Origin of the sequence: Anaerolentibacter hominis (assembly GCF_032380675.1) — a bacterium.
Lineage (GTDB): Bacteria > Bacillota > Clostridia > Lachnospirales > Lachnospiraceae > Anaerolentibacter > Anaerolentibacter hominis.
This window is the reverse complement of record NZ_JAWDIX010000006.1, coordinates 83843-109660: the sequence shown is the minus strand read 5'-3', so window position 1 is coordinate 109660 and position 25818 is coordinate 83843. Positions and strand designations below refer to the sequence as shown.

27 protein-coding genes and 1 riboswitch are annotated in these 25818 nt (G+C 47.1%); of the genes, 10 read left to right on the top strand and 17 right to left on the bottom strand.

What is annotated here, in order from left to right; translation table 11 throughout:
- Positions 1 to 285: 285 nt before the first annotated feature.
- Positions 286 to 375: riboswitch (cyclic di-GMP riboswitch) on the bottom strand.
- Between the two features lie 19 nt (positions 376 to 394).
- The 8 genes from ABCW47_RS14800 to uxuA form a co-directional block, all read right to left on the bottom strand.
- Positions 395 to 1060, bottom strand: coding sequence for an HD-GYP domain-containing protein (locus ABCW47_RS14800; RefSeq protein WP_343210711.1), 666 nt, complete (start codon positions 1058 to 1060; stop codon positions 395 to 397).
- Between the two features lie 93 nt (positions 1061 to 1153).
- Complete coding sequence (locus tag ABCW47_RS14795) at positions 1154 to 1954, bottom strand: response regulator (RefSeq protein WP_343210710.1); 801 nt, start codon at positions 1952 to 1954, stop codon at positions 1154 to 1156.
- Complete coding sequence (locus tag ABCW47_RS14790; protein WP_343210709.1) at positions 1951 to 3759, bottom strand: sensor histidine kinase; 1809 nt, start codon at positions 3757 to 3759, stop codon at positions 1951 to 1953. The genes ABCW47_RS14795 and ABCW47_RS14790 overlap by 4 nt, the downstream gene beginning before the upstream one ends.
- A 51-nt stretch (positions 3760 to 3810) precedes the next feature.
- Positions 3811 to 4206: a D-ribose pyranase gene (gene rbsD, locus ABCW47_RS14785; protein WP_343210708.1), complete on the bottom strand. Its 396-nt coding sequence runs from the start codon at positions 4204 to 4206 to the stop codon at positions 3811 to 3813.
- 33 nt (positions 4207 to 4239) lie between these two features.
- Positions 4240 to 4980, bottom strand: coding sequence for an MBL fold metallo-hydrolase (locus ABCW47_RS14780; RefSeq protein WP_343210707.1), 741 nt, complete (start codon positions 4978 to 4980; stop codon positions 4240 to 4242).
- A 20-nt stretch (positions 4981 to 5000) separates the two neighbouring features.
- Complete coding sequence (yfcE, locus tag ABCW47_RS14775) at positions 5001 to 5534, bottom strand: phosphodiesterase (RefSeq protein ID WP_343210751.1); 534 nt, start codon at positions 5532 to 5534, stop codon at positions 5001 to 5003.
- Between the two features lie 48 nt (positions 5535 to 5582).
- Positions 5583 to 6218, bottom strand: coding sequence for a GDSL-type esterase/lipase family protein (locus ABCW47_RS14770; protein WP_343210706.1), 636 nt, complete (start codon positions 6216 to 6218; stop codon positions 5583 to 5585).
- Positions 6219 to 6245: 27 nt separating this feature from the next.
- On the bottom strand, positions 6246 to 7322 hold the full coding sequence (gene uxuA, locus ABCW47_RS14765; RefSeq protein ID WP_343210705.1) for a mannonate dehydratase: 1077 nt from the start codon (positions 7320 to 7322) through the stop codon (positions 6246 to 6248).
- 290 nt (positions 7323 to 7612) lie between these two features.
- Here uxuA and ABCW47_RS14760 point away from each other — a divergent pair, with 290 nt between their 5' ends.
- The 5 genes from ABCW47_RS14760 to ABCW47_RS14740 all read left to right on the top strand — a co-directional run bounded on the left by ABCW47_RS14760 (position 7613) and on the right by ABCW47_RS14740 (position 12504).
- Positions 7613 to 8359, top strand: coding sequence for a DUF5058 family protein (locus tag ABCW47_RS14760; protein ID WP_343210704.1), 747 nt, complete (start codon positions 7613 to 7615; stop codon positions 8357 to 8359).
- A gap of 12 nt (positions 8360 to 8371) precedes the next feature.
- On the top strand, positions 8372 to 9052 hold the full coding sequence (locus tag ABCW47_RS14755; protein WP_343210703.1) for a hypothetical protein: 681 nt from the start codon (positions 8372 to 8374) through the stop codon (positions 9050 to 9052).
- A gap of 15 nt (positions 9053 to 9067) precedes the next feature.
- Positions 9068 to 10513, top strand: coding sequence for a M20/M25/M40 family metallo-hydrolase (locus ABCW47_RS14750; RefSeq protein ID WP_343210702.1), 1446 nt, complete (start codon positions 9068 to 9070; stop codon positions 10511 to 10513).
- A gap of 229 nt (positions 10514 to 10742) precedes the next feature.
- Positions 10743 to 11345, top strand: coding sequence for an RNA polymerase sigma factor (locus ABCW47_RS14745; protein ID WP_343210701.1), 603 nt, complete (start codon positions 10743 to 10745; stop codon positions 11343 to 11345).
- Positions 11332 to 12504: an anti-sigma-I factor RsgI family protein gene (locus ABCW47_RS14740; RefSeq protein WP_343210700.1), complete on the top strand. Its 1173-nt coding sequence runs from the start codon at positions 11332 to 11334 to the stop codon at positions 12502 to 12504. The genes ABCW47_RS14745 and ABCW47_RS14740 overlap by 14 nt, the downstream gene beginning before the upstream one ends.
- Positions 12505 to 12572: 68 nt before the next feature.
- On the opposite strand, the gene ABCW47_RS14735 is transcribed toward ABCW47_RS14740, so the two are convergent.
- The 4 genes from ABCW47_RS14735 to ABCW47_RS14720 form a co-directional block, all read right to left on the bottom strand.
- Entirely contained in the window at positions 12573 to 13451 is an 879-nt protein-coding gene (locus ABCW47_RS14735; protein ID WP_343210699.1) for a cation diffusion facilitator family transporter, read from the bottom strand.
- Positions 13452 to 13510: 59 nt separating this feature from the next.
- Positions 13511 to 14149, bottom strand: a complete 639-nt coding sequence (locus ABCW47_RS14730; protein ID WP_343210698.1) for a MarR family winged helix-turn-helix transcriptional regulator — start codon at positions 14147 to 14149, stop codon at positions 13511 to 13513.
- A gap of 214 nt (positions 14150 to 14363) precedes the next feature.
- Positions 14364 to 14654 carry a putative signal transducing protein gene (locus tag ABCW47_RS14725; protein ID WP_343210697.1) on the bottom strand — a complete coding sequence of 97 codons (291 nt, stop codon included), beginning with the start codon at positions 14652 to 14654 and terminating at the stop codon, positions 14364 to 14366.
- A gap of 195 nt (positions 14655 to 14849) precedes the next feature.
- Complete coding sequence (locus ABCW47_RS14720) at positions 14850 to 15566, bottom strand: CPBP family intramembrane glutamic endopeptidase (protein WP_343210696.1); 717 nt, start codon at positions 15564 to 15566, stop codon at positions 14850 to 14852.
- A gap of 167 nt (positions 15567 to 15733) precedes the next feature.
- Here ABCW47_RS14720 and ABCW47_RS14715 point away from each other — a divergent pair, with 167 nt between their 5' ends.
- Positions 15734 to 16738: an anti-sigma-I factor RsgI family protein gene (locus tag ABCW47_RS14715; protein ID WP_343210695.1), complete on the top strand. Its 1005-nt coding sequence runs from the start codon at positions 15734 to 15736 to the stop codon at positions 16736 to 16738.
- Positions 16739 to 16802: 64 nt separating this feature from the next.
- Here the strand turns inward: ABCW47_RS14715 and ABCW47_RS14710 are convergent, their stop codons facing one another.
- From ABCW47_RS14710 to ABCW47_RS14695, 4 genes are all read right to left on the bottom strand, one after another.
- Complete coding sequence (locus ABCW47_RS14710; RefSeq protein WP_343210694.1) at positions 16803 to 16970, bottom strand: hypothetical protein; 168 nt, start codon at positions 16968 to 16970, stop codon at positions 16803 to 16805.
- A 32-nt stretch (positions 16971 to 17002) separates the two neighbouring features.
- Complete coding sequence (locus ABCW47_RS14705; RefSeq protein WP_343210693.1) at positions 17003 to 19477, bottom strand: ICP22 family protein; 2475 nt, start codon at positions 19475 to 19477, stop codon at positions 17003 to 17005.
- 234 nt (positions 19478 to 19711) lie between these two features.
- A complete protein-coding gene (locus tag ABCW47_RS14700) occupies positions 19712 to 20416 on the bottom strand; it encodes a hypothetical protein (RefSeq protein WP_343210692.1) in 705 nt (234 codons plus the stop codon).
- A 137-nt stretch (positions 20417 to 20553) separates the two neighbouring features.
- Positions 20554 to 21336, bottom strand: coding sequence for an SAM-dependent methyltransferase (locus ABCW47_RS14695; protein WP_343210691.1), 783 nt, complete (start codon positions 21334 to 21336; stop codon positions 20554 to 20556).
- Between the two features lie 154 nt (positions 21337 to 21490).
- Between ABCW47_RS14695 and ABCW47_RS14690 the strand changes: the two genes are divergently transcribed.
- The 4 genes from ABCW47_RS14690 (at position 21491) to ABCW47_RS14675 (ending at position 25379) form a co-directional block, all read left to right on the top strand.
- Positions 21491 to 22102 (top strand): TetR/AcrR family transcriptional regulator, encoded by a 612-nt coding sequence (locus tag ABCW47_RS14690; protein WP_343210690.1) that lies wholly within the window; start codon positions 21491 to 21493, stop codon positions 22100 to 22102.
- Between the two features lie 155 nt (positions 22103 to 22257).
- Positions 22258 to 22932: a response regulator transcription factor gene (locus ABCW47_RS14685; RefSeq protein ID WP_343210689.1), complete on the top strand. Its 675-nt coding sequence runs from the start codon at positions 22258 to 22260 to the stop codon at positions 22930 to 22932.
- Positions 22933 to 22964: 32 nt separating this feature from the next.
- Complete coding sequence (locus tag ABCW47_RS14680) at positions 22965 to 24347, top strand: sensor histidine kinase (RefSeq protein WP_343210688.1); 1383 nt, start codon at positions 22965 to 22967, stop codon at positions 24345 to 24347.
- Between the two features lie 156 nt (positions 24348 to 24503).
- A complete protein-coding gene (locus ABCW47_RS14675; RefSeq protein WP_343210687.1) occupies positions 24504 to 25379 on the top strand; it encodes a DUF362 domain-containing protein in 876 nt (291 codons plus the stop codon).
- A 90-nt stretch (positions 25380 to 25469) separates the two neighbouring features.
- On the opposite strand, the gene ABCW47_RS14670 is transcribed toward ABCW47_RS14675, so the two are convergent.
- Complete coding sequence (locus tag ABCW47_RS14670) at positions 25470 to 25730, bottom strand: hypothetical protein (RefSeq protein WP_343210686.1); 261 nt, start codon at positions 25728 to 25730, stop codon at positions 25470 to 25472.
- Between the last annotated feature and the right edge of the window lie 88 nt (positions 25731 to 25818).

Here is a 25818-nt window from a genome sequence, read left to right as displayed (position 1 = left end):
TTCTTCCTTTCCTTATTTGTGCCGTTTTTTGTTCTATATAAAATGTTTATCAACTTATTTGTATTCGGAAACAAAAAAGCTGCCTGGCTTCGGCCAGGCAGCTGATTGACGTAAGTACACAAAAGAGGCTCCGCCGGGACTTCGCCCCTGGAACTCTTTTACTATGACAAGCAGATACAAGGCTGGTATTAGCCTATGAAGAAACGTGACTGCTTGTCACAAAAACCCTGTTATATGTAAAAAAAGACATAAAAAAAACAGGTTAACGATAAGTATGTAACTACTTACGGCAACTGGCTGCCATTTCCGAATAATCGGAAGTAAGGCCCTATAGCTTTGCGTCACCGGATTTCCCCGGTTTTGCCAAATATTCAATTGTTTTAAGACTATCCTGTCATTTGACCAGAAGAGGGTCAAGCCGTTCCATTATGTTCCGGAACACTTCTACCAGTTCAGGATCAAAACAGATCCTTTTGTTCCTGATAATCTGTGCGAAAGCAAATTCGCGGGGCATCGGCCTGCTGCCGAACCGCCCATTAACTAGTCTGTCGTAGGTGTCACATATTGCACAGATTCTGCCTGCAATGGGAATCCCATCCCCCTTCAGTGAAAAGGGATATCCTCTTCCATCCCATCTCTCGTGATGGCCGATCGCCGCATCCAGTGCAAGATTTCTGGCTCTGGCCTCCTCATTGCTGCCCTCCGGCTCTACATCCTCCGGTCCGCCGCAAATGATATGAAATCCGTCCAGAGGATGTCTCTTTACAACATCAAACTCTGACGCATCCAGGGCTTCTTCCGGTTTTAAAAAACAATCCGGAACCACCGCCCAGCCAATGTCATACAGGCGAAAGGAATCCTGCAGATAGGGAATATTCTCCCTGTTAAAATCTTCATCCTCGGAGTACAGTCCCAGCTCGTAAGCAGTCTCATACAGGAGCGCCGCATGTTCTGCCACCCGGCTGCTGTAATCCTGAAAATATTCGGGCATTTGCCCAAATACCTTCCGGCTGTCGATCTGTTTTTTCATTGACAGGTTCAAAGCCAATCCATTCAACATGGCGTCTCCCCCCTGCTATGATGGTTACAGTATAATAGGCTTACCGTACCAAAAGCGTACCTTGACAAAGATTTAACAATATTTACCAATTTTCTATTCACAATCAAGGTCGTACATTCCGCACAGCTGTGCCGTAGTTTCCTCCGCCCAGTCGTAATCAAACAGATATTCTCCATGGAATTCCGGAGCATTTTCCTTTCTGTCCAGATAATCGTAGTAGTCACAGACGATCTCGCTTCGGTTGATACTGCATTTGCCCCTCTGGCTGATAAAGACTTTGGGAAAGCCCCTGTCCTGAAACAATTTATGTAAATACATGACCGCTTTCCGGTATGCGGTCTTGGTATTTTCATCCGCCATCCGGTCACTCCACAGCTTGTCGATCGCCTCCTCCATGGAGACAAATCCTCCCCTGTGATCCACACACAGCGCCAGCAGTTCCTTTGCCTTCGCACTGGAAAAATGGATGGCCTCGCCGTCAGCAAATACGTCAAAGCGGCCGAAGGTCCGTACATAAATCCGCCGCCGCTGTCTTCTAGACAGCAGCCTCGCCCGCTCCAGCACATCCACAATATCATTATGGTCATAAGGCTTCATCACATAATAATCCGCCTTCTGTTTCAAGGCCTCCATCATGTATTCCTCATATCCTGTCACATATACGAGAACAACGTCCGGGTAGAGTTCTCTCAACTTCTGACCCAGGATAAGTCCGTTCATTTCAGGCATCTCGATGTCCAGCAGGGCAAAATCTATCTGATGCTCCCTGGCGTATTCCAGTGCCTCGAAGGAATCGTCAAATTTTCCCACCAGCTCAATGTCAGGTATTCCCGCACTTTCCAGTTCAAACTGCTCCATAGAAAGAAGTTCATCGTCCACTATTATGGTTCTCATGCCAGATCATCTCCTTCCTTATCCTGTACTGTCCTGGTATATGCGGCAGAAGACGGAATATCAACCCGTGCTCTGGTACCTTTTCCCGGTTCGCTCACTATTTCCAGGCTGGCATTTTCCAGCTTTTCCAGCCGGAACTTTATATTTTTCAGTCCCAGGCTTTCTTTTTCCTTTATATCCTCCATGTTGAAACCGGCGCCGTCATCCTCCACCGTCACAGCATATCCATCCGCCGTTTTTTCACTGCGTATAAATACCTGTCCGCCTTTCCTCTTCTGGCAGATTCCGTGCTTGATCGCATTTTCCACCAGGGGCTGAATACTCAGGGGAGGAACATAAAACCCTTCCTCCTCAATCTGAAAGACCACGCTCAGCCGGCTGGCAAACCGCACCTGTTCAATATTGGTGTAAGCCCGGATATGCTCCAGCTCCTGAGAAAAAGGAATCTGGTCCTTTTCTTCCAGAGAGTGAATGTTGGCCTGCAGATACCTGGAAAAGTCGTACACCATCTGATAAGCATCATCCGGCGACTTCTTGATCAGGGTCCGGATAGATGCAAGGGTATTGTAGATAAAATGGGGCTGTATCTGGCTGAGCATAAGCTTTGTTTTGCTCTGCTGCAGCTCGGCGGCCAAACGGGCGGATTCTTCATAATTGTCCAGTATGTTGCCCGCTGTGGTGATGCAGAGGGCAATGATTAATATCAGCATGCCTGTGCGGATAAACAGACCTACATTCCGGTACTGGTTAAAATAGTAATACATGATTTCCACAATCACGCCGATATCAAACCCGATTAATCCCAGCAGTTCGATCGGCTTCCACCCCGACGTTTTTCCCTCCTGCCGGTCCTCCCGCAGATCCTGGAATATGGCATAAAAGGAGTATGCTGCCGTCGTAATCATAAAGAAATGGGTAAGCGGCGCTGTCACAACAAAGTCTACCAGGTTGAGGCACTGGAGAATTGTCATCAGGAAAAAATTCCCGATTAACACCGTGTAGAAAGTCTGTATCACCTTCAGATGTTTCTTTTTCAGCTTCTGCTCCAGAAACAGCAGGTAGGTTAGGGGTGAAAGGTTCAGCGCCAAAAACCCACAGATCCATACGCCATCTGAAACAACAGCATTCGGAAGCCTGGTTTCACTGAGCAGCCAGACCGCCACGTTCATCACCAGAAGCCCGAAATATCGCATGGATTTGTATTCGACCTTTCTTCTGCTCAGTGAAAAAGAAAGGATATACAGCATCACCCCCAGGAATCCGACTATAATGGTGATCACCAGGGACGGAAGATAGTGCTGCAGAATGATGCCGTCCGCAGACGCCGCATTGCAATAAAAGAACGCCCCGATCTGGCCGGAAAATCCCCGGTAGGGTGACCGTATTTCCAGAGTCAGCTCCTCCCCCGACTTTTCCGGCAGAAGCGTTACATAGTTCCATCCGCTGGGGGTTGCGCTTCCAAAGAACTGTTCTGCGCCGGTGTCCTTCACATAGACCAGTTCCTCCCCCTCCCAGACCCGTATGGACTGGAAAAAACTGCGGAAGCACAGCACGGTATGTTCCTCCACCTGTGCCGGCACACGGTTATGTATAATAACCGGCTCGTTCTTCTTTGAGGGCAGATATTCATAAACGGAAATGGGCCGCCTCGATCCGTCTGCTTCCTGGACGGTCCAGCCTGTGTTAAAAGCAGTCACCTCCGGGTCTCTGTCAAAATCCATGCGGAAGGTCACAATCATCATAATCAGTCCGATTGCAGCCAATACATAAAGGCTGATAATCTTCCAGTTTTTCTTATGTTTCATACTATTTCTCCCGGCGCTGAAGTTCCCTTTATTTCTGTCTCAATCTCAACGTCAAAATGCCACGCCTGCCCTTACTATCACATTGGCAAAAGGAGTGATCTCTCCGGTACGGACCGCAAACTTCACATTCTTTGTGAACGCCTTGAGATCCTCGTGTGACATGCAGCTTTCTCCCACGCCGGAGAAGGTTTCATGAATCACATCCAGCACCTTCGGATTCTTCTCTTTTATTTCCTCCGCCAGATACAAGTGCTCTGCCACTACTTCATTTTCTATGGCTCTGATCACCTGTTCAAAGGAGGGCACACCGCCGATGAGCACCAGATCCACAATCGGTACGCCAGGGGGGATGGGCATCCCCGCGTCTCCAATTAAAAATAAGTCTTTATGTCCCAGCGCCGCGATATGCGCGGACAGGGAAACATTTAATATTCCGCTCTTTTTCATAGAATTTATCCTCTTTTATATTTGCTGTTCCATTTATACCGGTATTGGTTCAGCCTCCACTATGCTGAACCCGTCCGCAAGCGCCTGCTCCGTGTCAAAATCCGCATCCAGATGCATCAGATGGATCTTTGCACGTTCGCCGGGCTTAAAATCCTTAGTCACTTCCAGCAGATCATTGTACTGAAAATGCACCACGCCTCTGGGATTCATCGTCGTCTCATGATACACGGCGGTATAGTTGTGAATTTCCTTTAACTTCGGGTTAAACAGCTTGGAATCCCCGCTGTAGAAGATATGATAGTCCTTATTAACCGTCAGGTCGATCCCGTACACATGTCCTTCAAAGATCGGATCATGCTCTGTCTTCTCAAACGCATATTCCGCCGTCAGCCTCTGATCCTCCAGAAACAGTTCGTCCCACAGATTGACGTAAAAAGTATACTTGTCTCTTGCTACGCCCTGCATATGCAGATAATCGGCCAGCGCAGGGTTGGGGAAATACACACAGATTTTCTCCGGCTGATGGCGGAACACTCTGGAATACAGATAGAGTATAGTATTTGACAGGCCGCCCACGTGGTCTCCGTGCATATGGGTGATCAGAATATGCACCTTGGAGATACCCTCCAGTACATTCAGTTTTACCATCTTCGGCAGTACGTCGCCGCCCATGTCAAGGATGATCAGATCTGTCCCGACACGGATATAGGCGCTGTTATTGCCCTTCTCCGTATTAAACGCACTTCCGGTTCCAAAAAATTTTAAAGTATCCATCGTAACCTCCGTTCCCGTTTTTATTTGATAATTCGGGAACTGAACAGTTCCCGTATGGTAAATTTCCCATCTTCATATATCATATAGCTGTGTACATCGTCATCCTTTGGCAGGGAGACTGAGCCCGGATTCAGGTAGAGATAATCCCCGATCCCGCGGTTTTCCTTGATATGGGTATGCCCGTGCAGCAGTATATCCCCCGCTTTTAACGGCGGCAGCTGGTTCTCATGAAACAGATGTCCGTGTGTCACAAAGACCATCTTCCCGTCCAGATACAGTATCATGTAGTCTGCCAGAACCGGGAATTCCAGCACCATCTGATCCACCTCTGCCTCACAATTGCCCCTCACACACAGAAGTTCATCCTTCATTCCATTTAAAATGCCGATGACCTCCTTCGGGTTATACTCCTTCGGCAGGTCATTCCGGGGGCCATGATAGAGCAGATCTCCCAGCAGTATCAGTTTTTCCGGCTTTTCTCTCTCCCAGGCTTCTTTTAAGGCCCGGCAGTAATAGGCGGAGCCGTGTATGTCCGACGCAATCATTAATTTCATTTTTGTATCCATGCCTTTCCCTTTTTGATCCGCATTTCAAGCTGACCGCTATCCGATCAGTTTTTTAACCTGGGCGTAAAATGCGTCCGCCATTGCCTGATGGGAATCTTTGTCCATGTGAAGGCCGTCTATCTTGCTGGGCCAGCCATATTCCGCCGCATTCATATAGAAGACTCCCTGCTCTTCGGCTACCTGGGAGAAGCACCGGTCAAACTCCAGGGAGCGTTCTCTTGCGGTCCGGTCAAACATATAGCCGAAGGGTCCGTCCTCAATGCCTTCCCCGATCAGAATCGGCGCCGCAAGAAGAATTTTTGGTTCCCGGTATTTGGGCATAAAGTCATATTTCCGTATTATCTTTACCACTTCACCGGCGCCCTTTGCAATGTCCATGGCAGGCGCGCCGAAGCGCATTTTCAGATCATTGGTTCCCAGCATCACGATGACCAGATCCAGGGGGCGGTGAGAGGACAGCAGAGGTATCAGCTGATTCTTACCGCATTTATTTCCCTCCACCGGGTCTTCATACACGGTTGTCCTTCCCCCATGTCCTTCCTCAATGACATAATAATCTTCCCCCAGCATTTTCTGAAGAATGCCGGTCCATCTCTCATATCGCTCCCAGCGGCCGCCGCTGGGGTTGCTTCCGAATGTATTGGAATCGCCGAAGCACATTATATTTTTCATATTAACCTTTCCTCCTATTAAAAGCGTTTACCGTTTATTCATCTTATCAATGGCTTCCCACAGGCCCCAGATGTAGTTGGCACCCAGCGCCCGGTCGTACAGGCCGTAACCCGGTCTTGCCTGTTCTCCCCAGATCATTCTCCCGTGGTCCGGACGGATGTAACCGTCGAAGCCTCCGTCATAAAATGCCTTCACTACTTCAAACATGTCCAGATCCCCGCACTGGCTTAAATGGGCGGATTCGTCGAAATCCTTCGGCGTATGGTGGTGCATGTTCCGGATGTGGGCAAAAGGCACCCTGCCCATTCTGGAAAATTCTTTTGCCATAGCCGGTATGTCATTCTTCAGGTCGGAGCCCAGAGAACCGGTACAGAGGGTCAGCCCATTATAGGGGCTGTCGTTTAAGGAAAAGAAGGTCCGTATGTTCTCCGCCCCGGTGATCACCTTCGGCAGACCATAAAGGGGCCACGGCGGATCGTCCGGATGGATGGCCATGCGAATGTCATATTCCTGTGCGCAGGGCACCACCGCATCCAGGAAATACTTCATATTCTCCCAGTAGGTCTCCTGGCTCATACTCTGATAAAATTCGATATCCTGCTGCATTACGGAGAGCCTCTCCGGCTCCCAGCCCGGCAGGGCAAATCCTCTGGCTTTGCTGGCCATCGTGTCCGCCATCTTCCCGGGGTTCATCTCCAGCACCTTCTCATGCCGGTAAGCCATGGCCGTGCTGCCGTCTTCCAGAGGAAACGCCAGGTCGCTTCTGGCCCAGTCAAGCACCGGCATAAAATTATAGCACAGACATTTAATCCCGATCTCTCCCAGATTTTTCAAAGTGCTTATGTAGTTGTCAATATATCGGTCCCGGCTGGGAAGACCCTTCTTAATATCCTCGTGGATGTTGACGCTCTCGATCACTTCTACTTCCAGCCCCGCGCCGTTGATCTCTTCCTTCATGGCCTTTAAGCGGTTAAGGGGCCATACCTCCCCCACAGGAATGTCAATCAAGCAGGCGGCCACGCCGCTCACCCCCGGGGTCTGCCGGATCTGTTCCAGTGTCACGCTGTCGTTTCCCCCCGGAAACCAGCGTAAAATCATTTTCATAGCCTGTCCTCCTTTTATCTTTTCAGCCGTATGCATAGTCTCCGGCCATCGCTGTTAATTGTTTTAATTTTACCATATGGAGGCCTTTGTTACAATGTCAAGTCAGCTCCCTTTGTTCCAATATTATCCGTCGGAGCGGAGGATGGATACCCTTTCCCGTCTCGCTTTTTGATCTCACGTATGGTACAATTAATTCCATCAGATGATAGTGTACAAGGGTACAAAATCATTAAAATACAGGAAAAGAGGGATGTTTCATCCCTTTTCCAGAGTACAAAAGGGGGTTTTCTATGAATCCGGAGTATTTTTCTACGGTGAATTCCCTGCCCTTTTATCTCATAGTGGGCGGGGTAATCTTATTTATCACAGCAATCTGTCTCGTATTTATTGTAAAAAGCTATCGGGCGGGGCTTGCGATCGGGATGGACAAGAAGGTGTTAAAACGGGCCATCACATCCAGCGCTACCTTTACTGTTCTGCCCAGTATCAGTATTCTGCTGGGGGTTATCGCATTAAGCGGAACACTGGGCGTTCCATTTTCCTGGCTCAGGCTTTCTGTAGTTGGGGCTTTGCAGTATGAGCTGAACGTGGCGGAAATAGCCGCAACCGGTATGGGCCTCTCCGGCCTGAAAGCTACCGAGATGTCGATGGGTTCCTTTGTTACCATCGGTCTGGTTATGACGGTGGGTATCCTGGGCGGTGTTCTGCTCTGCATCTTCGTTTTGAAGAAATATCTGAATAAAGTCCGCAGCAAGCCAAAGAGCGGAGAGGAATCCTCCAAACCGGGCTTCGGCGCCTACGCTACGATTGCCATGTTTATCGGTCTGTGCAGTGCCTACATCGGTTCTTATGTGGGTACCTTTACGGCTTTCGGCAATTTCATGCCTTTGGTTGTAGCCGGTGTGTCCGCACTGGTAATGGCCATTTTTGAATACTTTACCCGAAAGAAAAATATGGCCTGGCTGGATAATTTCAGCGTTGCAACCAGTATGTTAATCGGCATGATTGCCGCAGTACTTATAAATAAAGCAATGTAGGGAGGTGGAGACATGAATCATTCGGAAAAAGAAACTTATTTTGAGAAATTTAACAGCAGTCTCCACTTTCTGGGCAGACTTGCTCTGATCATCGGAGTCATCGCTCTGGTCTCTGTTCCGTTTATTTTCGGAATGTTCTCCGGCGTGATGCCGAACGGACAGGGCTTTTTAAGTGGATTTTTGAAGGTAGCAATCATCTATTACCCGGTTGCCGTGGTGGAATTTCTTGTCTATGCTCCCATGCTTGGCGTGGGCGGCAGCTATCTGGCGTTTATTACCGGTAATATTACAAATCTGAAAATTCCCTGTGCTATGAATGCCAAGGATATCGCGGGGACAAAGGGCGGCACTCCGGAGGATGAGATTATCTCAACCTTAAGTATCGCCACCAGTTCTCTTGTCACGATGCTGGTTATCTTTGTGGGAGTTCTGCTGTTGGTGCCGCTGACCCCGGTGCTGGAAAACCCCGCGCTTCTGCCTGCTTTTGACAATGTGGTTCCGGCCCTGTTCGGTGCGCTGGGTCTGAAATATTTTGCAAAGAGCATCAAAATAGCAATTGTACCGTTCGTTCTCATGACACTGCTCTGTGTCCTGATGCCCGCGGCGATTTCTCAGACCAGCCTTCTGCTTATTCCGGCCGGCGGTCTGGCTCTTGCTATCGGCTATATGCTCTTTAAGAAGGGAAAATTATAAAAGGAGGAAATGGATATGCTGTGGTTATGGATTTTGCTGGCAGTGCTTGGGGTTATTGTTCTGCTGGCTGCGGTCGTGCTTATCCGCGCCGCTGTATTAAAGCCTACTCCTGCTGTTACGGCAGTCCCCACAAAGGGTGATCCCGCGCGTTCCAAGCAGTATGCGGAAACACTTTCCCGAATGGTTCGGGAGGAGACGGTTTCCAGCCGCTACGACGAGGACCGGAGTAAATTTTTAGAATTTCACAAAGTGTTGGAGGAGCTTTTCCCCAATATTCACAAGACCTGTGAAAAACATGTATTTAACGGCAGCCTGCTCTTTAAATGGCCGGGCCAGGGAAAGGGTGATCCGATCCTGTTCATGAGCCATCATGATGTGGTAGAAGCAGGCGGCAAGTGGGAACAGGAGCCGTTCGGCGGCAAGATCGTGGACGGAGCTGTCTGGGGCCGCGGAACGGTGGATACCAAGGGAAGCTTATTCTGTTTTCTCACCGCTGCGGAGGAAATGATGAAAGAGGGCTATGTTCCCGCCTGTGATGTTTATTTGGCAAGCAGCTGTACCGAGGAGTGGAGCGGAGAAGGCGCCCCGCTCACCGTTCAGTATCTGAAAGAGAACGGCGTCAAGCTGGGCATGCTGATCGACGAGGGCGGAATGATCATGGAAGAGCCCATCGGCGGCGTAAAGGGGACCTACGCTATGGTAGGCGTACTGGAAAAAGGCTATGGCGATGTTAAATTTATTGCAAAGGGCAAGGGCGGCCACGCCAGCGCGCCTATGCCTCATACTCCTCTCGCCCGACTTGCTTCCTTTATCTGTGAGGTGGAGAAACATTACCCCTTCCGCTCGGAGTTTAATCCCACGGTTCAGGAGATGTTCCGCCGGGTAATGCCTAATATGAACTTCGGTATGAAGGTAGTATTTGCGAACCTCTGGCTGTTTAAGCCCCTGCTGAAAAAGCTGATGCCGTCCATCAGCCCCGCCGGTGCGGCTATGCTCCGCACGACGATTGCCTTTACTACGGCAAAGGGCTCCGACGGATTAAACGTGCTTCCGCAGGAAGCATATGTAACAGGTAATCTGCGTTTCATTCCCCATCAGGGCACAGATGAAAGTATCTCCCTGATCAGTGAGCTGGCAAAGAAATACGATATCGACACGGAAGTTATCTACAAAGACTATCCCTGTCCGGTGGTAGATTACACAGGCAGCGCTTTTCTCTCTGTGGAAAAGGCCATCAACGAGATTTATCCCGGCGTGGGTGTGTCTCCCTATGTTATGACCGGAGGCACAGATGCCAAATTCTATAAGGATATCTGTAATGACTGTATCCGTTTTGCGCCTCTGGCTATCACCAAGCAGCAGTATGAAAGTATTCACGGTTTAAATGAGAATATTAACTGTAATGCCCTCCCGCCGGGAGTGGATTTCTATAAGCTGATTGTAAAAATGCAGGAAAAATAACTGCTATAAAAGGAATCCTGTTTTTCGCAGTATTCCGATGCAAGCAAAAAAGCGCCGCTTAAGCCGGCGCTTTTTTAATGAAAGAATCTTTCAAAAAGTCCTCTGATGTGGCATGATGAAATTAAGATGCGATCCATGCGATAAAAACAGAACAACTAACGTTATATAGATAGAAGTGATACACGCCGTGTGTTTTCCGCTTAGCGGCGCGTGATCCACAGGAGGAGCTATGTTACTATTCTGCGGCATCATCGGGAACGGACGGACCGCGCCGATGCATTCCAAACTACAGATTGATGAAGATTTAATCCGCCGGATCGGGCAGGATGATAGGGAAGCGTTCCGCATGCTCTATGAACTGTCCGAACGCACGGTCTATGCCTATGTGTTCTCTATTCTCCGCAATCCTGAGGATACTCTGGACGTGGTGCAGGATACTTTTCTGAAAATAAGGGCCGCCGCCCATCTGTACCGTCCGATGGGAAAGCCGCTGGCCTGGATCTTCACCATTGCCAGAAACCTGGCCGCCAGCCGGCTGCGTCAGCACGCGAAAACCGATTCTTTTGAAACTACGGATCTGGAAAATGATACGCTTCATTCCTATATTTCCGATCCGGAAGACCGGATGGTGCTGCGGGCCGTTCTCAATCAGCTGTCGGAGGAAGAGCGCAATATTATTCTTCTCCACGCCGTCTCCGGTCTGAAACACTCCGAGATTGCGAAAAGCCTTGGAAAGCCCCTTTCCACTGTTTTATCCCGCTACAACAGGGGCCTTAAGAAACTAAAAAAATATCTGACGGAGCAGGGAGGTTATGAACATGAAGAAAATTGAACAACGGCTTTCTAATGCTGTGTCCCGGCTGCCCCGGACGGATGTGAAAGAGCTGGAGAATATACCCGTGATCAAAATGAAAGAACCGGACGCGTATACCCGCCAGGAACCCCCTGCACGGCTGTCCCGCCCCCTGATTTACCGGACCGCGGCCGCATTCTGCTGTCTGCTCATCTGTATCATGGCAGGCGCTTGGATCTCCTCCTATCGGATTGCCGCCGCCACAGTGAGCCTGGACGTTAATCCTTCCATTGAAATGACCCTTAATAAGAAGGGGACATTGCTCTCCCTGAAGGCAGTCAATTCGGATGCGGATGCTGTTGTCCGGGGCATCCGTTATAAGGGCCGTACCGCAGATGCTGTAATATGTGATATTCTGGACCGTCTGGTGGAGCAGGGATATCTGAAAGAAGAAACCAACGCGCTGCTTCTTACCGTGAAGGAGAAAAAGGAAAAGAGCGCTAACGAACTGGTTTTTCTTCTCGATCAGAAGATACAGGGCTATCTGGCTCAAAAAAACATTGCCCCGCAGGTTGTCTCGCAGGTGATCACGCCGGAAAAGGAAGCTTCCAAAATAGCTGCCGATTACGGTATTACGGAGGGTAAGCTTGCCCTGATCCGACGGATAATGGATAAAAACCCTGCCTATACCCTGGAGGAACTGGCTGGCAGGAATATAAATGACCTGCTTTTGCTGCTGAATGACGATGAAACGATACCAGTCACGTCTCCCGTTACGCCGCCTCCTAATGATGAAAAGCCCTCCGTACCCTCAGATAGAGATTCTGATAGAGGTAATGAGGAGGAGGACGATCGGGATGAGAAGGACGATCATGACGGCAGGGAGAAACCTGATGACAAGGAGGAACCTGACGATAAAGATGATTCGGACGACAGGGAGGAACCTGACGATAAAGATGATTCTGACGACAACGATGATTCGGATGACAGGGATGATTCGGATGGCGAAGATGATTCAAATGGCGAAGGTGATTCGGATGGCGAAGATGATTCAAATGGCGAAGGTGATTCGGATGGCGAAAATGATTCGGATGGCGAAGATGATTCGGATGACAAAGATGATGTGGTTAATGATAAGAATGAGAATGAAGGCGAAGACGCGGAGGATGAAACAGAACCTGATGAATCCGAAGAATAAATTCCGCCGGCCGATAAATTACAGCCGGCGGAGTTATCCCTGCAGACAACACCGTGAGTGCCGGCTCTTCAATCAGGGGCTTGGGGTACATCCCAGTACAAAGTGGCGTTCATTTTCATTTCCTGTTCCATTTTCTGCTTCATACGGAATAAGATTTGTGGGTTATCATGCAAACTCTCAGCCGGCATTCCTCCTATTCTGATATAAACCAGCCTGTTTTGTGGACCGTAATCATGAAGAGAAATCTCTTCTATGGATTTAGCCGGAATATATTCTGACACAAGCTTCCTGATTTTGTCTTCCGTATCAGGGTCAATTCCTTCTCCTAAAAGCAGTACAACGTTTTCACAGAATGAACAGATACCGGACTTTAAGATTACGGCAGCCACAGCTATTCCCAGTATTCCGTCTACAGGAATGGCCGTAAGCGGAGTAGCCAGCAGGCCAGCCAACGCAGCTGCTGTTACAAGAGCATCGGATAGGTTATCTCTCCATACAGCTTTCAGTACAGTAGAATCCACGCTCTTATTGCAGCGGCTTATATACCATGCCATAGCGAATTTTCCCGCTATACTGATACACAGGACAGCAACCGTCAGTCCCGTAATTATAATCGGCTGCGGTGTCAGCAGCCGTTTGAAACCATCAACCCCGACGGAGACGCCTGTAAATAAAATAAGAAGGGCTATGACAAAACCACAAACATACTCCATACGCCCGTGGCCGTACGGATGCACCCTGTCCTTTTCTCTTCTGGAAAGCGAAAAACTCAAGAGCATGATAAGTGATGAAGTACAGTCCGCCAGATTATTCATGGCATCGGCAGTAATAGCCACACTGTTGCTCATAAGACCGACAGCGGTCTTAATAATAACAAGTATCAGATTCCCAAACAGCCCTATTAACCCGGAACGCTTTCCTGCTATACTGCGTTCTTCCGTATCCATATTAGCTATCGTTTTATTTCCCTTCTTTCTATCTAAATCAATCTTCTGCAGATGATCTATTATTGTCTCTCTTGTCCTGCCCTCATGCGGCAGTGCTCGCGGTATCTTCTTTCCTCCCGTCTTCCTCTGGAACGGCGGTGATCCTCATTGCCAAAGGCTGTAAATCCGTTGCGGCGCATTGCCATAAGATCTTCAAAGGCATCGTCTCCCATCCTGGCCCTGGCCTGTGCCATCCAGTGTTCCATATCTCTCCGGCCATCTTCTCCCAGTTCTTTTTCTGCTCTTGCGATGATCCGGTCCAGATAATCTCCAAAAGCTGCCTGCTCATCTTCATTCAGACACCCGAACAAGTCAGGGAAAGCAGGAGATTCCTGTTCTGCCGACTTTCCGCTTTCCGTAAGCTTTACCATCACCACACGCCTGTCGCTTTCCATCTGGGATCGGGTAATATATCCGGCCTTCTCCAATTTGCCCAGCAATTCGCTTAAGGACTGCTGCCGTATATTAAGCACATAAGACAAATCCCTGGTGCTGATCTCCGGCTGCATTTTCAGCAGTGCCAGAACACGGCCCTGTCCTCTTGTGGGGTCAGCAAAGGGGCCGCGTCTTCCATGCATCTGCACATGCTGTCTCTGAATCAGCCACTGTAAATGCATCATTTTTTCTATTAGTTCCTTATTTTTCATATATTCAGACATTCATTTTACCTCACTTTTTCTATTTATCAGGTACCTGTTGTATTTATTCTACAGGTACCTGATAAATTTGTCAACACTTTTTGTAAGGTACCTGTTTGATTTTCATTTTCTCTAATCACAGGCCTAACAGACAAAAACGGCCGGGAAGGAAGTAAGACAACTAGTCTCTGCTCCGCTTTCCGGCCGGGTCTTTTCTTTTTATTCATTTCCAGTGCTATTCCTGTTCTTCCTGGCTGATATCCAGCCCCATGCCTTCGATAACTTCTGCAGCCAGTTCTGCCTGTTCTTCTGCCACATAAATATCTTCACCCAGCATAGAACTTCCGGCATACATATTCATGAACCCGCCTGCTCCTTCATCAATCTTGTACGCAGGGACGCCATTATTCTTTAACGTATCCAGGATCATGTCTGCCTGCAGATTATCCTCTGCAGTATAAATCTTTACAACCTTCTCATCACTCATCACGATCACCCGTCCTTTCTGAATCCTGTCTGCTGCCATACTGCATTTCAGCCGCTTCTATAGAGAGCGGTATAATGTCTGATGACATTATATCATAACTGCAACTGCAAAACGTTATGATACCCTCCGGGAGATGTGCACTTCGCGCATTGGTAAAGGCCTGCGGCCTTAAGCGCTTCGGCACTGGTATAATGTCTGATGACATTATACCATCCTTTGCAATTCTTTGTCCATCTACGCGAACACCGCCGCAATAAAACTGACAGTCGAAAACAGGTTGCACAAACAGTGAAAAACAATACTGATACCAAAATTCTTTTTCCTGTAGCTCACATAGGCAACCGGAGCGAAGGCTAATATACGGAATATATTATGAAACGGCAGCCAGAAGTGATACAGCGAAAACAGAATTGCTATCAGAATTGGCGTAAACCAGTTCTGCTTCTGATAGTGGGATGTTAAATAGCCCCGGAAATACAGTTCTTCCGTGATCGGACAGAGAAATACATTAAAGACCACATAGACCACGCTGGTCAAGACCAGGGTGGGCCTGGAAAACGATCTGAGATATTCGAAATCAGTCCAGTCAAAGCCTGCCGGAAGCCAGCTTAACACTGTTTCTCTCATGCCTGCAACGATACCATTTTCAACCGGCGCTGCAAAGGCCGACAGCAAACCGGCAATGCCGAAGAAACAAAAGGCGATAATCAGTATTTGCAGAACCGGTATTTTCTTTTGCCCGTTAAATGCACTTCTCAACGACCAGGTTCCATACTCTTTTTTACTGGCGTTCAGAATAATTCCCAGCTCGATCGGCATGAGTACCAAAGCCGCCAGAATAAAGAACAGCAGTAAATGTGGTATGGGGTAGATATAGCCGGCCAGCAAATATAAAAGCGAAAAGATTGCCGTCGGAATAAAAACTCTTGCCAGTAGTCCCTTTGTACTCATTTATTATGTCCTCCAGTTCTATTTTCAATATTATAACACGAAGAATAAAAAAGTTTAATTATGATGCGATAAAACTGTAATCCTCCGCGTTATCTTCATGAGAGAACGAAATACCGGCCGGTAAATCTGTTATCACTGAAAATAAATGTTTAAAGGAGAGGATTACTATGTTAAAGATGAAGAAAAATTTACTCTGGGTTTTAGGCGGCGCAGCAGCCGTTGTTTGTTTGTTGTTCGTACTGATACTTAAACTTTCTGCTGTCCCGCATGGTTATATCGCTATTGACGTCAATCCCAGTATTGAATTGGAGACAGACCGGAACAACAGAGTTGTTGCCATTCATCCTGCCAATCAGGATGCAAGGGAACTGCTCACCGGCTATGCTATGGACAGCAATGAACTGGACGATGTGGTGGAAGATATTGTGGACCGCCTGTACCTGGCAGGTTATCTTACAGATAACAGTGATAATAAGATACTGATCACCGCGGATGAAAAGACCACCTCCCCCGCATTGCTGGAGAAGGTAAATACCAGTGTCTCCAATTACCTGAATGTCAGAAAGCTGAACGCAACGATTTTAAAACAATCCATCGACGTATCCGAACAGCTTTTAGCAGACGCTCACAACAATCAGATGTCCGCCGGAAAATATACGATTGTGGAACGCATTTTACAGGAGGATAAGACATTGACCGCGGCAGATCTGGCCGGAACAAGCCTGAAAGATCTGATTGCGTTTGCCTCCCAGAAAAATGTGGATTTGAATGAGCTGGTTGATGAATACCATGATGCCCTGGACGATGTAATGGAGCAAAAGGGAATTCATGATGTGGATGATGATATTCTGGATCTGGATGATGACGGGCCGGAGAAGGAAGATCCGGATGACGATGAGGCGGATGACAGAGATATAGATGACGACAGGGATGAACCGGACGACGATGACGACTTTGATGACCTGGATGACGATGACAACAAATTCGATCCTGAGGACGAGGATGAAGATGACGAAGACCACGGCAAACAGAAACCGGTTCAGCCCGGCAATAGAAATCATCAGGAAGATAAAGACGACGAGGATGACGAAGCAGATTGGCAGGACGAGGATGATGACGACGATAATGAGGATGATCTTGACGAGGATGAGGAGGAGGACGATGAGGATTAACCGACATCGCCAAAAGGTAAAAGGACCCGCAGCCAGAAGCTGCGGGTCCTTTTAGGTGTATGATTTATTTAGAGGAATTATCCTCCAATTGCTGATTAAGCTGCTGTTCCAGACTGTTCTGTCTCTTCTTATACCGTACCATGTGTACAATAAACACAGCCGCAATAAGAAGCAGTACAATCAGTGCCGGAATATCCCATTTACAAAATGCACCTGTCATTATATTTAACATAGCGATCTCCTTCCGCTTTTTTATATCAATATTTACTGGTTTACTTTTTCCTGTAATTCGTACATACGTTTCTGATGCTGATTTCTCTTCCAGATAAATACCGCTTCCACTGCGAAAGCCACAAGCAGAATCAGGAAGTGAAGAATACAGCATGCATGACCGCTCTCACCGGAGCCCATCTCGCCGCTGCCGAGAGGTACGGATTCATCCGGAATGGTTGTCAGGTCATAGCCGTTATCTTCGGAGCCATCGATCTGTGAACCATTACCCAGCGGAACCTGCTCATCCGGAAGCTCTACTGTCTGACCCGCAGGCTGACCCGGATTATTATAAACCGTCACACTATTATTTCCCGCAGTACCTATATTGCCGGTTCCCGGAGCCTGAGGGGCTGCCGGATTAGCCGGGGTTGTAGTTACTGCATCGTCAATTGCCGTATCCTGTCCGTTTTCATTTCCCGGACCCTCAGGGGTGGTCGGATTCTCTGGAGTCTCTGGGGTTACCGGCGTATCTGGTGTCACTGGGGTGTCTGGTGTCACCGGGGTATCCGGGGTTACCGGCGTATCTGGTGTCACCGGGGTGTCCGGAGTTACCGGCGTATCTGGGGTTACCGGGGTGTCCGGGGTTACCGGCGTATCCGGATCAACTGGATCTGTCGTCGATCCATTGTCTATTTTCTTAAACTGAGCCGTTACCTTTAAATCTCCTGTGATTACAGAGAAGTCCTGATCCCAGCCGATAAACTTCTTACCCTTTACCTCCGGGTCAGCCGGTGCAGCAGCCCCATATCCATGAATTACCTGCTGTGTTTTTAAAGATGCACCATCCTCATTTACAAATTCAACCTTATAGGTAACCGCGTGCACCTTAATGTCGATTACCGTATCCTTATCAAAGATAGTATGACCAAATCCGCTCGCATAGTCTACCTTGGCGTCCGTACCGTCAAATACGGATACAATGGTTCCCGCCTTAAAGGTAATCGGCTGATTTTTATAAGTGCCTGTTACATCATTCAGCAGTTCCATGGAAACTGCCTTCATATACTGAGCCGGTCTTGTTCCTGGTATTTTCAGAAAAACGCCAAATGCGGTAATCTTGTCAGTTAACTTTTTCTCTACTGAATAAACATCGCTGTCATTATTTTTCAGGACAAAATCCTGTTTCAGTTCGTCATCCAGGTAATAGTTAATGGTGTATCCCTCAAAGCGGTATACCGCCTTGTAGGTCATGTCGAAACGGACACAATTTATGTCTGCAAGCTCTTTATAATCAGAAACCAATTCCCAGTGATCAAATACCCAAGGGCCGTTATCTGCCGGATCTGCCGGCATCTGTGCGGAAGCCCCCCATATAACCTGCTGCTCTGAAAGAACAGTATCATCCGCATTTAAAAATGTTACAGTGGGAGATACACCGAAAGATACCTCTATATTAATAACTGCCCCTGCTTTAAAATCATAATTCTTAAATGCCGGATCAAAGTTAATGCTATATCTGCCCGGTGTAGGGTCCTGTGAATAGGTTCCTACTGTCTGGCCTTCAAAGACTCCGTTTGTAACATCATATAAATAAGGAGCGCATAACCAGTCATCTCTATGACCGTCTAAAAGCATCTTTGGATGCATTTCATATCTGACGTCTTTATTACTGGTTTTAACCTCTCTCGAAATATAGTCACCCATAGCCAGCCACTTAATAGCATTAGGACCGGAATCATCATCAAATTGATAATGCCCCGTGAAGGAATATCCTGCATCAAGCAATTCTTGACTCAGATAGTAATTAACTACATAAACATTTTCTTTTTGTTTGTATTTGGCTTTTACCGTTATGTCTTCTGTTATGTTGTTGAATTTAATGTTCCATTTCTGAAAAACCCATCCGGGAATTCGCTTTTCAAAGTCCGGTGCTACTGCTGCTTCCCCGTCCACTACTTCCTGAGTCGTTTCTACGAACTGACCGTCCGGACGGCGGTACCGGAATGTTACTGTATGGGATTCTTTCTCCGCATTCTTTTTATCATCGTCGGCTTCATCCTTATTTTCATCATCGCCGGTTTCATCCTTATTTTTATCATCACCGGTTTCATTTTTATTTTCATCATCGTCGGCTTCGTTCTTATTTTCATCATCACCGGTTTCATTTTTGTTTTCATCATCACCGGTTTCATTTTTGTTTTCATCATCACCGGCTTCGTTCTTATTTTCATCATCGCCGGTTTCGTTCTTATTTTCATCACCACCGGTTTCGTTCATATTTTCTTCATCGCCGGTTTCGTTCTTATTTTCTTCATCGCCGGTTTCGTCTTTGTTTTCGTCATTGCCGGTTTCATTTTTATTTTCGTCATCGCCCGTTATCGTGTTGTTCTCAGCATCACCGAGCTGACCGCCTTCCGTACTTTCAGCCCCCTCCGACGCAAATGCCGGTGCGGTATTACCAAGTACCATCGCAATAACTAACAGGAAAGCAAGCGCAACACTAATTTTCTTCTTAAACTGTTTCATCTTCACCGTCTCCTCTACTTATCCATCAACAGGGATTTGTTATCCCTTTTTATCCTCTTATACTAATAAAGAGGGGAGGACTTTTCAAAACGGCTCACAAATTATAAAATTATTTTTAAATTATTTATTCCCACGGGGTTACAGCCTTAAATCTCTCTGCATAGCAAGAGGCCGGCGCAAATTATCATAATTTGCGCCGGCCTCTTTTCATACATTTTGTTACACTTGCGTATTTCAATCATCCCAGCCCAGGGCTTCCAGCTTGTCTTCGATTTCGTCCTTACAATAATCCGCAAGATCTGCCTGCTTTTCCAGTTCTGCGGTCTGTTCTTTAAAGTCTTCCAGCTCTATATCCCCGTTATAATAAGCATTTTCCAGACGGTCAATTTCCTCTTCCAGTTCATCCTCCTGCCGGTCATATTCCTCCATCAGCCGTATTAACTGGGATTTTGACTCCGGCAGAGCCGGTAAGTCCTTTGCTTCCAACGGTATTTCATGGTCCCAGCCCAGCTCTTTGATCTTTCCTTTTAAATCCTTCTTACTCTGGTCCAATTCCTGATACCGGATCTCAAGTTCCTGGTATCGTTCATTAAATTCTTCCTGAGAAAGTTTCCCCATACGATATTGCTGCTCTACCTTTTCTATTTGTATTTCTACTGCTTCCTTTTCGGCGGCCGCAAGATAGTACTGGTCCATCAATTCGTTTAAGTTCAGTTCCCCGGCATCTGCAGGATTCATATCCGGGGACTGATCCCCCTCCGCGCTGTCTCCTGCATCTGTCAGTTCTCCGCCTTCTTTATCTCCAGTCGTCTGCTGCGTGCTCTTATCATTTTCTGCCTGATCGGAAATAGCCTGCGTCCGGCGGTCAGACTGTCTGGCGCATCCGGTCAGCAGGAAGCAGACTATGAAAAGAAACAGCATTGGAATATATCGTTTCATAACTATAAAACATCCTTTCTGATCCTGAGCATGTACAGCTGCTCAAAAATTCCTGCAATCGTTTGTATCTGAAACAATGATACACTGTTAGGATTAAAGAAACATTAAAAAGGAGCCGGCATGTATGCAATAACCGATTATCTCTTTTGCAGCAGCCACACAGCACCGATAAGGTCGCTCCGTAAATCATTATACTCCGCCTGCTGGCTGATTACATATCGTTCAAGCATATCTTTTTGTGCGGGATACTTGTTTATAAGTTCATTTGCGCGCGAAGTGATCCAGTTCATTTCCTTATCGGCCACGTCAGAGCTTATATTCATATCATCCTTACATTCGACCAGCCGCAGTCCTGACTCTTCAAAATATTTACACCATTCATTATAGGAAGGATACGTCTTTTCAAATTGAAGCCTGCTGTTTACCGCCTCATCGGATACATAGGCATCGTCAATCAGAAGAAAACCACCGGTTTTTATGGCAGGCAGCAATTTTGCCAGGGTTTGCCTGTAATCACCCAAAATATCCCCAACCGCACCAAAAATTACACAGTCGTAACCCCGTTCCCTATCTATAGAAAGATTGACGTCTTCTACCGCAAACTCGCACAAATGGGAAACCCCGTATTCTCTCGCTTTTCCTTCTGCATAGGAGATAAACTCCGGCAGTATATCAATTCCTTTCACCTTAATTCCCAGTTCTTTTGCAAGCCGTACGGATACCGCTCCTTTTCCGCAGGCCAGATCCAGCACTTTTGTATCGCCGCCTGTTGGTATATATTTCTTAAAGAAAAGCATCATTTCCTCAGGTGAACTGCCCAGCTCCCAAAAATCCTGTAACAGATAGGGCAGATACGGTATAATCTCCAAATCTTCCGAGGTAAGCGATTCTGCTAATTTTACTTTTACTTGTTCTTCCATTTGCCATCTCCTTATAATATGAATTATTATTCGTATTCTTATTATATGCGGAGAGTCCTATGCTGTCAAGGGAAAACACGAATTAGAGTTCGCATTTTCCCTTGCGGCTGGTTTTTTGATGTAGTATACTATTGCTGAAAGCAGGTGAACCTATATGCCAGATATCAGAAAACCTCAGCAGAGCCGTGCGATTGAGAAAAAGAATAAGATTCTTAAGGCAGGCTTTGAACTATTTTGTGAACAGGGGTACTATGCTACCACTACAACACAGATCTGCCGGAGAGCAGGGATATCAACCGGCGCTCTGTACAGCTATTTTAAGGACAAAAAAGATATATTTATAGCGGCTTTTAAAGAATTTCTGGAAGGAGAATATTTTAATGAACTTCTTGATTCACTCCGCAATATTGATGAACCGTTTCATATTGATTCGTTTTTAGACAGATGTATCGAAGTCTTAACTGAGATCTACCGGGGTTCCTATACGGCGCTGACGGAATTGGCTAATATGCAGTTGGAAGATACAGAAATAATGGATAAATTCAGCCATTTTGAAGACACCTTTATGGACGCTGTTGTGGATGCTTTGGCTGCGCATCATATCAAAACAGATTACCTGGCTGAGAAATACTACCTCGTTTATATTTTAATAGAAGCATTGGCAGCGGAAAAAACGTTTCATAATCACGCTTCGGTAAATTATGAGAAGCTGAAAGAGGAAACTTATAACACGATCAAGAGTTACTTATTACTGAAACAAGACTGATTCGCCGGCAGGATTAGAGTGTCAAAACAGTGCAAAGCATTGGCTCTGTACTATATATGGATATGTTAGCTTGCTCACATATCCATATATAGTATGAGCATTGCACCTACGGTGCTTTTGACACCCTAATCCATTAGGCAAGAGGAAATCAAACTATGAGATTGCTTGTTGTAGAAGATGAAAAAGATCTGAGAGAAGTGCTGGTCAAACGGCTGAACGCTGAAAATTACGGCACAGACGGCTGCGGGGATGGAGAAGAGGCCCGGTACTATCTGGACTCTGCCGATTACGATCTGGTGATCCTGGATATTATGATTCCGAAGGTAGACGGCCTTACCCTTCTTAGGGAGCTGCGGAGCAAAAAAATTAAAACCCCGGTCCTGCTGCTGACGGCAAGAGACAGCATCGAAGACCGTGTAAAGGGGCTGGACGCCGGCGCGGACGACTATCTGGTCAAGCCCTTCTCCTTTGAGGAACTGCTGGCAAGAATTCGTGTACTGCTGCGCCGGCAGGCAGATGAGGCGTCCAACGAGCTGACGCTGGGTGAACTGGTTATGGATGTGGCAAAACACACCGTCGTCCGTTCGGGCAGGGAAATCTCCCTTTCCAGCAAAGAGTATGCAATTCTGGAATATCTGCTGCGCAATCAGGGCATTACCCTGTCCAGGGAAAAGATAGAAAACCACGTCTGGAACTATGATTTTGAGGGAGGTTCCAATGTAGTGGATGTCTATATCCGCTATCTCAGAAAGAAGCTGGATGATCCCTTTGATAAAAAACTGATTCACACGGTAAGAGGCGCAGGGTATGTTCTGAAGGAAGAATCCTGACCGTATTGCCTGCATACAGAAATGAGCCGAATATGACAAAACGTTTATCCATAAAAACCCGTGTTACACTCTGGTACACTCTGCTTGTCCTGCTCCTGGTAGGAATAGGACTGGCCTATATTTTCACGCTCTCCAACCGGATTCAGCTGGAGAAGTCCAGAGAGCTTCTGACCAGCACCGTATCCGAACTGATCCCGGATATCGAGCTTTCCCGGAACGGGGTGGAAGAAGATGCCCTGGATTTTTACGTTGCCGGAGTCTCCCTGTTTCTCTATGATGAACAGGGCCGTCTGCTGGCGCCGGCCGGAAGCCGGGGTATCAAAGTAAATGCCCTTCTGGAAGATGATTATGTGAAAACGGTGGAGGCGACAGACGGCACCAGCTGCTTTGTCTACGATCTCTATACGTCCGTGTCAGATCAGGGCATCTGGATTCGGGGCGTGCTGCCCATTGCTGAAGTCACATCCACCATACGCCTGATGCTGTTCACCGCTCTGGTTATGGCCCCGGTGTTTCTTGTTATTACTGCCGCAGGCGGATTTATCATTACCAGGAAAGCATTCCGTCCGGTTCAGTCTATCATTGATACGGCAAACGCAATCAGCGGCGGCGGAGATCTGTCTCTGCGGATTGAGGTAGAGCAGAACAGTTCCAGGGACGAGGTGGCAAGGCTGGGACTTACCTTTAATTCCATGTTTGACCGTCTGCAGGCTTCCTTCGAATCAGAAAAGCAATTTACCTCGGACGCCTCTCATGAACTGCGCACGCCTATTGCCATTATACTGTCTCAGTGTGAGTACGGTCTGGAGCAGGCCAAGACAGAGCAGGAACATAAAGAGGTGCTGGAATCTGTCCTGCGCCAGGCCAAGAAAATGTCCGCGCTGGTATCCCAGCTGCTGACCCTTGCCCGGGCAGACAACGGTAAATTTCAGCTGGAAATTGAGACCGTCAATTTCAGTGAGCTGTGTGAGATCGTCTGTGAAGAACTTTCCCTGAAAGCAGAAGAACGGGGTATTTCATTGTATCCGGACCTGGAAAAAGATCTGATTATAGAAGGAGATCAGACCTTTCTGTTGCGCATGCTGACCAATCTTATTAACAACGCGGTCTGCTATAACAGAAGAGGCGGTGAAGTCCGCGTCCGGCTCCGCAGGCAGGAAGCCTGCTGTCTTCTCGAAGTGGAAGACAACGGGATCGGAATAGCGCCGGAACACCTGGATAAAATATGGAATCGCTTTTATCAGGCCGACCCTTCCCGTTCAGCAAGAGAAAGCGGCAGCGGCCTGGGGCTTCCCATGGTAAAATGGATCGTACAGGCACATGCCGGGAGTATCTCTGTTACAAGTACACCGGGACAGGGGAGTCGTTTTTCCGTACTGCTTCCTCTGAATGGGGCAATGAAGATGGAAAAATGAAGAAATACTACCGAAGAATGTTATTTAACTTTTTAGATTAAAGTGTGAATTAACTATTGACTTAAAGTTAACTTTAAGGTCTATGATCTTTTTGTCGGAAACGTTTTCCGATAAGCGATTCGCATCAATCCATTTGCATGAGAGGAGAGACACACAATGAAATCTAAGGTATACTTTACAAAGGAAATTACACCGGAAGCTCTGACTAAAATTTATGAGGCCATGGGCGCCGAACTGAACGGCAGAACAGCAATCAAGATCTCAACCGGAGAACCCGGAGGTCATAATTTTCTGGACTTTAACCTGATTAAACCTCTGGTGCAGAAGTTAAACGGAACAATTGTAGAATGTAACACTGTATATGAAGGCAGAAGAAATACAACAGAAGCCCACTGGCAGACCTTTAAAGATCATGGATTTATGTCTATCGCTCCCTGTGACATTATGGACGAGGACGGCGAGATGCCCCTCCCCGTCGGGAACGGCGCGCATCTGGAGCAGAACTATGTAGGCGCGCACCTGAAAAACTATGATTCCATGCTGGTTCTTTCCCATTTTAAGGGACATATTATGGGCGGCATGGGCGGAGCCTTAAAAAATATGTCTATCGGCATTGCTTCCTCCCGCGGAAAGCTTCTGATTCATACCTCCGCAACCAGTGAGGATTACGATGCTATGTTTACCGCCGATCATGATTCCTTCCTGGAGTCTATGGCAGATGCGGATAAATCCGTTATGGATTATATGGGAAGAAAAAATATAGCCTATATCAACGTGGCAAATAAGCTCTCTGTTGACTGTGACTGCGCCGCAAATCCGGCAGATCCGGAGATGGCGGACATCGGAATCTTTGCTTCCCTGGACCCGGTAGCCCTGGATCAGGCCAGTGTGGATGCTGTTTATGACTCACCTGACAGCGGGAAGGCCGCTCTGATTGAACGGATAGAAAGCCGCAACGGTATTCATACGGTGGAAGCCGCTGCTGCTCTGGGTCTTGGATCAAGAGAATACGAGCTGATCGATCTGGACTAAGATGATTTGATCATTTGGTTTTCTGTAAGGATTTTCTATAATTAAATGCCGGGGATAATATAACTTATCCCCGGCGTTTTCTTTCTATATTTAAAATACACATACCATTTCTCTCTTAACAATCAGCAATATCACGAAAATAACCGAAAAAACCACTTTTTCCCAAAATCCCAGATCCTTTTTATAATCTTCATAGGATCTTGTATAAAATATTAATCCAAGACCAAAGCATAGTATAGTTACGCTCAAGAAAACGATATACGGTATTTTTAATTTACCAGCCATCGGCAGCAGTATAATGATCAGCAGCCTGGAAATGGTGTAAAACCTGCTTTTTATTGTATCTCTCATTCCTTAATCCCCTATTATGATAATTACCTGCTAAATTATCATACCACAACGAAATTATTTTTTTCATTCTTTAATCTTTTTTTAATTT

Excerpts from the sequence above, each read along its gene's own strand:
- ABCW47_RS14800 (WP_343210711.1), bottom strand. The coding sequence starts at position 1,060 with ATGTTGAATGGATTGGCTTTGAACCTGTCAATGAAAAAACAGATCGAC.
- ABCW47_RS14795 (WP_343210710.1), bottom strand. The coding sequence starts at position 1,954 with ATGAGAACCATAATAGTGGACGATGAACTTCTTTCTATGGAGCAGTTT.
- ABCW47_RS14790 (WP_343210709.1), bottom strand. The coding sequence starts at position 3,759 with ATGAAACATAAGAAAAACTGGAAGATTATCAGCCTTTATGTATTGGCT.
- rbsD (WP_343210708.1), bottom strand. The coding sequence starts at position 4,206 with ATGAAAAAGAGCGGAATATTAAATGTTTCCCTGTCCGCGCATATCGCG.
- ABCW47_RS14780 (WP_343210707.1), bottom strand. The coding sequence starts at position 4,980 with ATGGATACTTTAAAATTTTTTGGAACCGGAAGTGCGTTTAATACGGAG.
- yfcE (WP_343210751.1), bottom strand. The coding sequence starts at position 5,534 with ATGAAATTAATGATTGCGTCGGACATACACGGCTCCGCCTATTACTGC.
- ABCW47_RS14770 (WP_343210706.1), bottom strand. The coding sequence starts at position 6,218 with ATGAAAAATATAATGTGCTTCGGCGATTCCAATACATTCGGAAGCAAC.
- uxuA (WP_343210705.1), bottom strand. The coding sequence starts at position 7,322 with ATGAAAATGATTTTACGCTGGTTTCCGGGGGGAAACGACAGCGTGACA.
- ABCW47_RS14760 (WP_343210704.1), top strand. The coding sequence starts at position 7,613 with ATGAATCCGGAGTATTTTTCTACGGTGAATTCCCTGCCCTTTTATCTC.
- ABCW47_RS14755 (WP_343210703.1), top strand. The coding sequence starts at position 8,372 with ATGAATCATTCGGAAAAAGAAACTTATTTTGAGAAATTTAACAGCAGT.
- ABCW47_RS14750 (WP_343210702.1), top strand. The coding sequence starts at position 9,068 with ATGCTGTGGTTATGGATTTTGCTGGCAGTGCTTGGGGTTATTGTTCTG.
- ABCW47_RS14745 (WP_343210701.1), top strand. The coding sequence starts at position 10,743 with ATGTTACTATTCTGCGGCATCATCGGGAACGGACGGACCGCGCCGATG.
- ABCW47_RS14740 (WP_343210700.1), top strand. The coding sequence starts at position 11,332 with ATGAAGAAAATTGAACAACGGCTTTCTAATGCTGTGTCCCGGCTGCCC.
- ABCW47_RS14735 (WP_343210699.1), bottom strand. The coding sequence starts at position 13,451 with ATGGATACGGAAGAACGCAGTATAGCAGGAAAGCGTTCCGGGTTAATA.
- ABCW47_RS14730 (WP_343210698.1), bottom strand. The coding sequence starts at position 14,149 with ATGTCTGAATATATGAAAAATAAGGAACTAATAGAAAAAATGATGCAT.
- ABCW47_RS14725 (WP_343210697.1), bottom strand. The coding sequence starts at position 14,654 with ATGGCAGCAGACAGGATTCAGAAAGGACGGGTGATCGTGATGAGTGAT.
- ABCW47_RS14720 (WP_343210696.1), bottom strand. The coding sequence starts at position 15,566 with ATGAGTACAAAGGGACTACTGGCAAGAGTTTTTATTCCGACGGCAATC.
- ABCW47_RS14715 (WP_343210695.1), top strand. The coding sequence starts at position 15,734 with ATGTTAAAGATGAAGAAAAATTTACTCTGGGTTTTAGGCGGCGCAGCA.
- ABCW47_RS14710 (WP_343210694.1), bottom strand. The coding sequence starts at position 16,970 with ATGTTAAATATAATGACAGGTGCATTTTGTAAATGGGATATTCCGGCA.
- ABCW47_RS14705 (WP_343210693.1), bottom strand. The coding sequence starts at position 19,477 with ATGAAACAGTTTAAGAAGAAAATTAGTGTTGCGCTTGCTTTCCTGTTA.
- ABCW47_RS14700 (WP_343210692.1), bottom strand. The coding sequence starts at position 20,416 with ATGAAACGATATATTCCAATGCTGTTTCTTTTCATAGTCTGCTTCCTG.
- ABCW47_RS14695 (WP_343210691.1), bottom strand. The coding sequence starts at position 21,336 with ATGGAAGAACAAGTAAAAGTAAAATTAGCAGAATCGCTTACCTCGGAA.
- ABCW47_RS14690 (WP_343210690.1), top strand. The coding sequence starts at position 21,491 with ATGCCAGATATCAGAAAACCTCAGCAGAGCCGTGCGATTGAGAAAAAG.
- ABCW47_RS14685 (WP_343210689.1), top strand. The coding sequence starts at position 22,258 with ATGAGATTGCTTGTTGTAGAAGATGAAAAAGATCTGAGAGAAGTGCTG.
- ABCW47_RS14680 (WP_343210688.1), top strand. The coding sequence starts at position 22,965 with ATGACAAAACGTTTATCCATAAAAACCCGTGTTACACTCTGGTACACT.
- ABCW47_RS14675 (WP_343210687.1), top strand. The coding sequence starts at position 24,504 with ATGAAATCTAAGGTATACTTTACAAAGGAAATTACACCGGAAGCTCTG.
- ABCW47_RS14670 (WP_343210686.1), bottom strand. The coding sequence starts at position 25,730 with ATGAGAGATACAATAAAAAGCAGGTTTTACACCATTTCCAGGCTGCTG.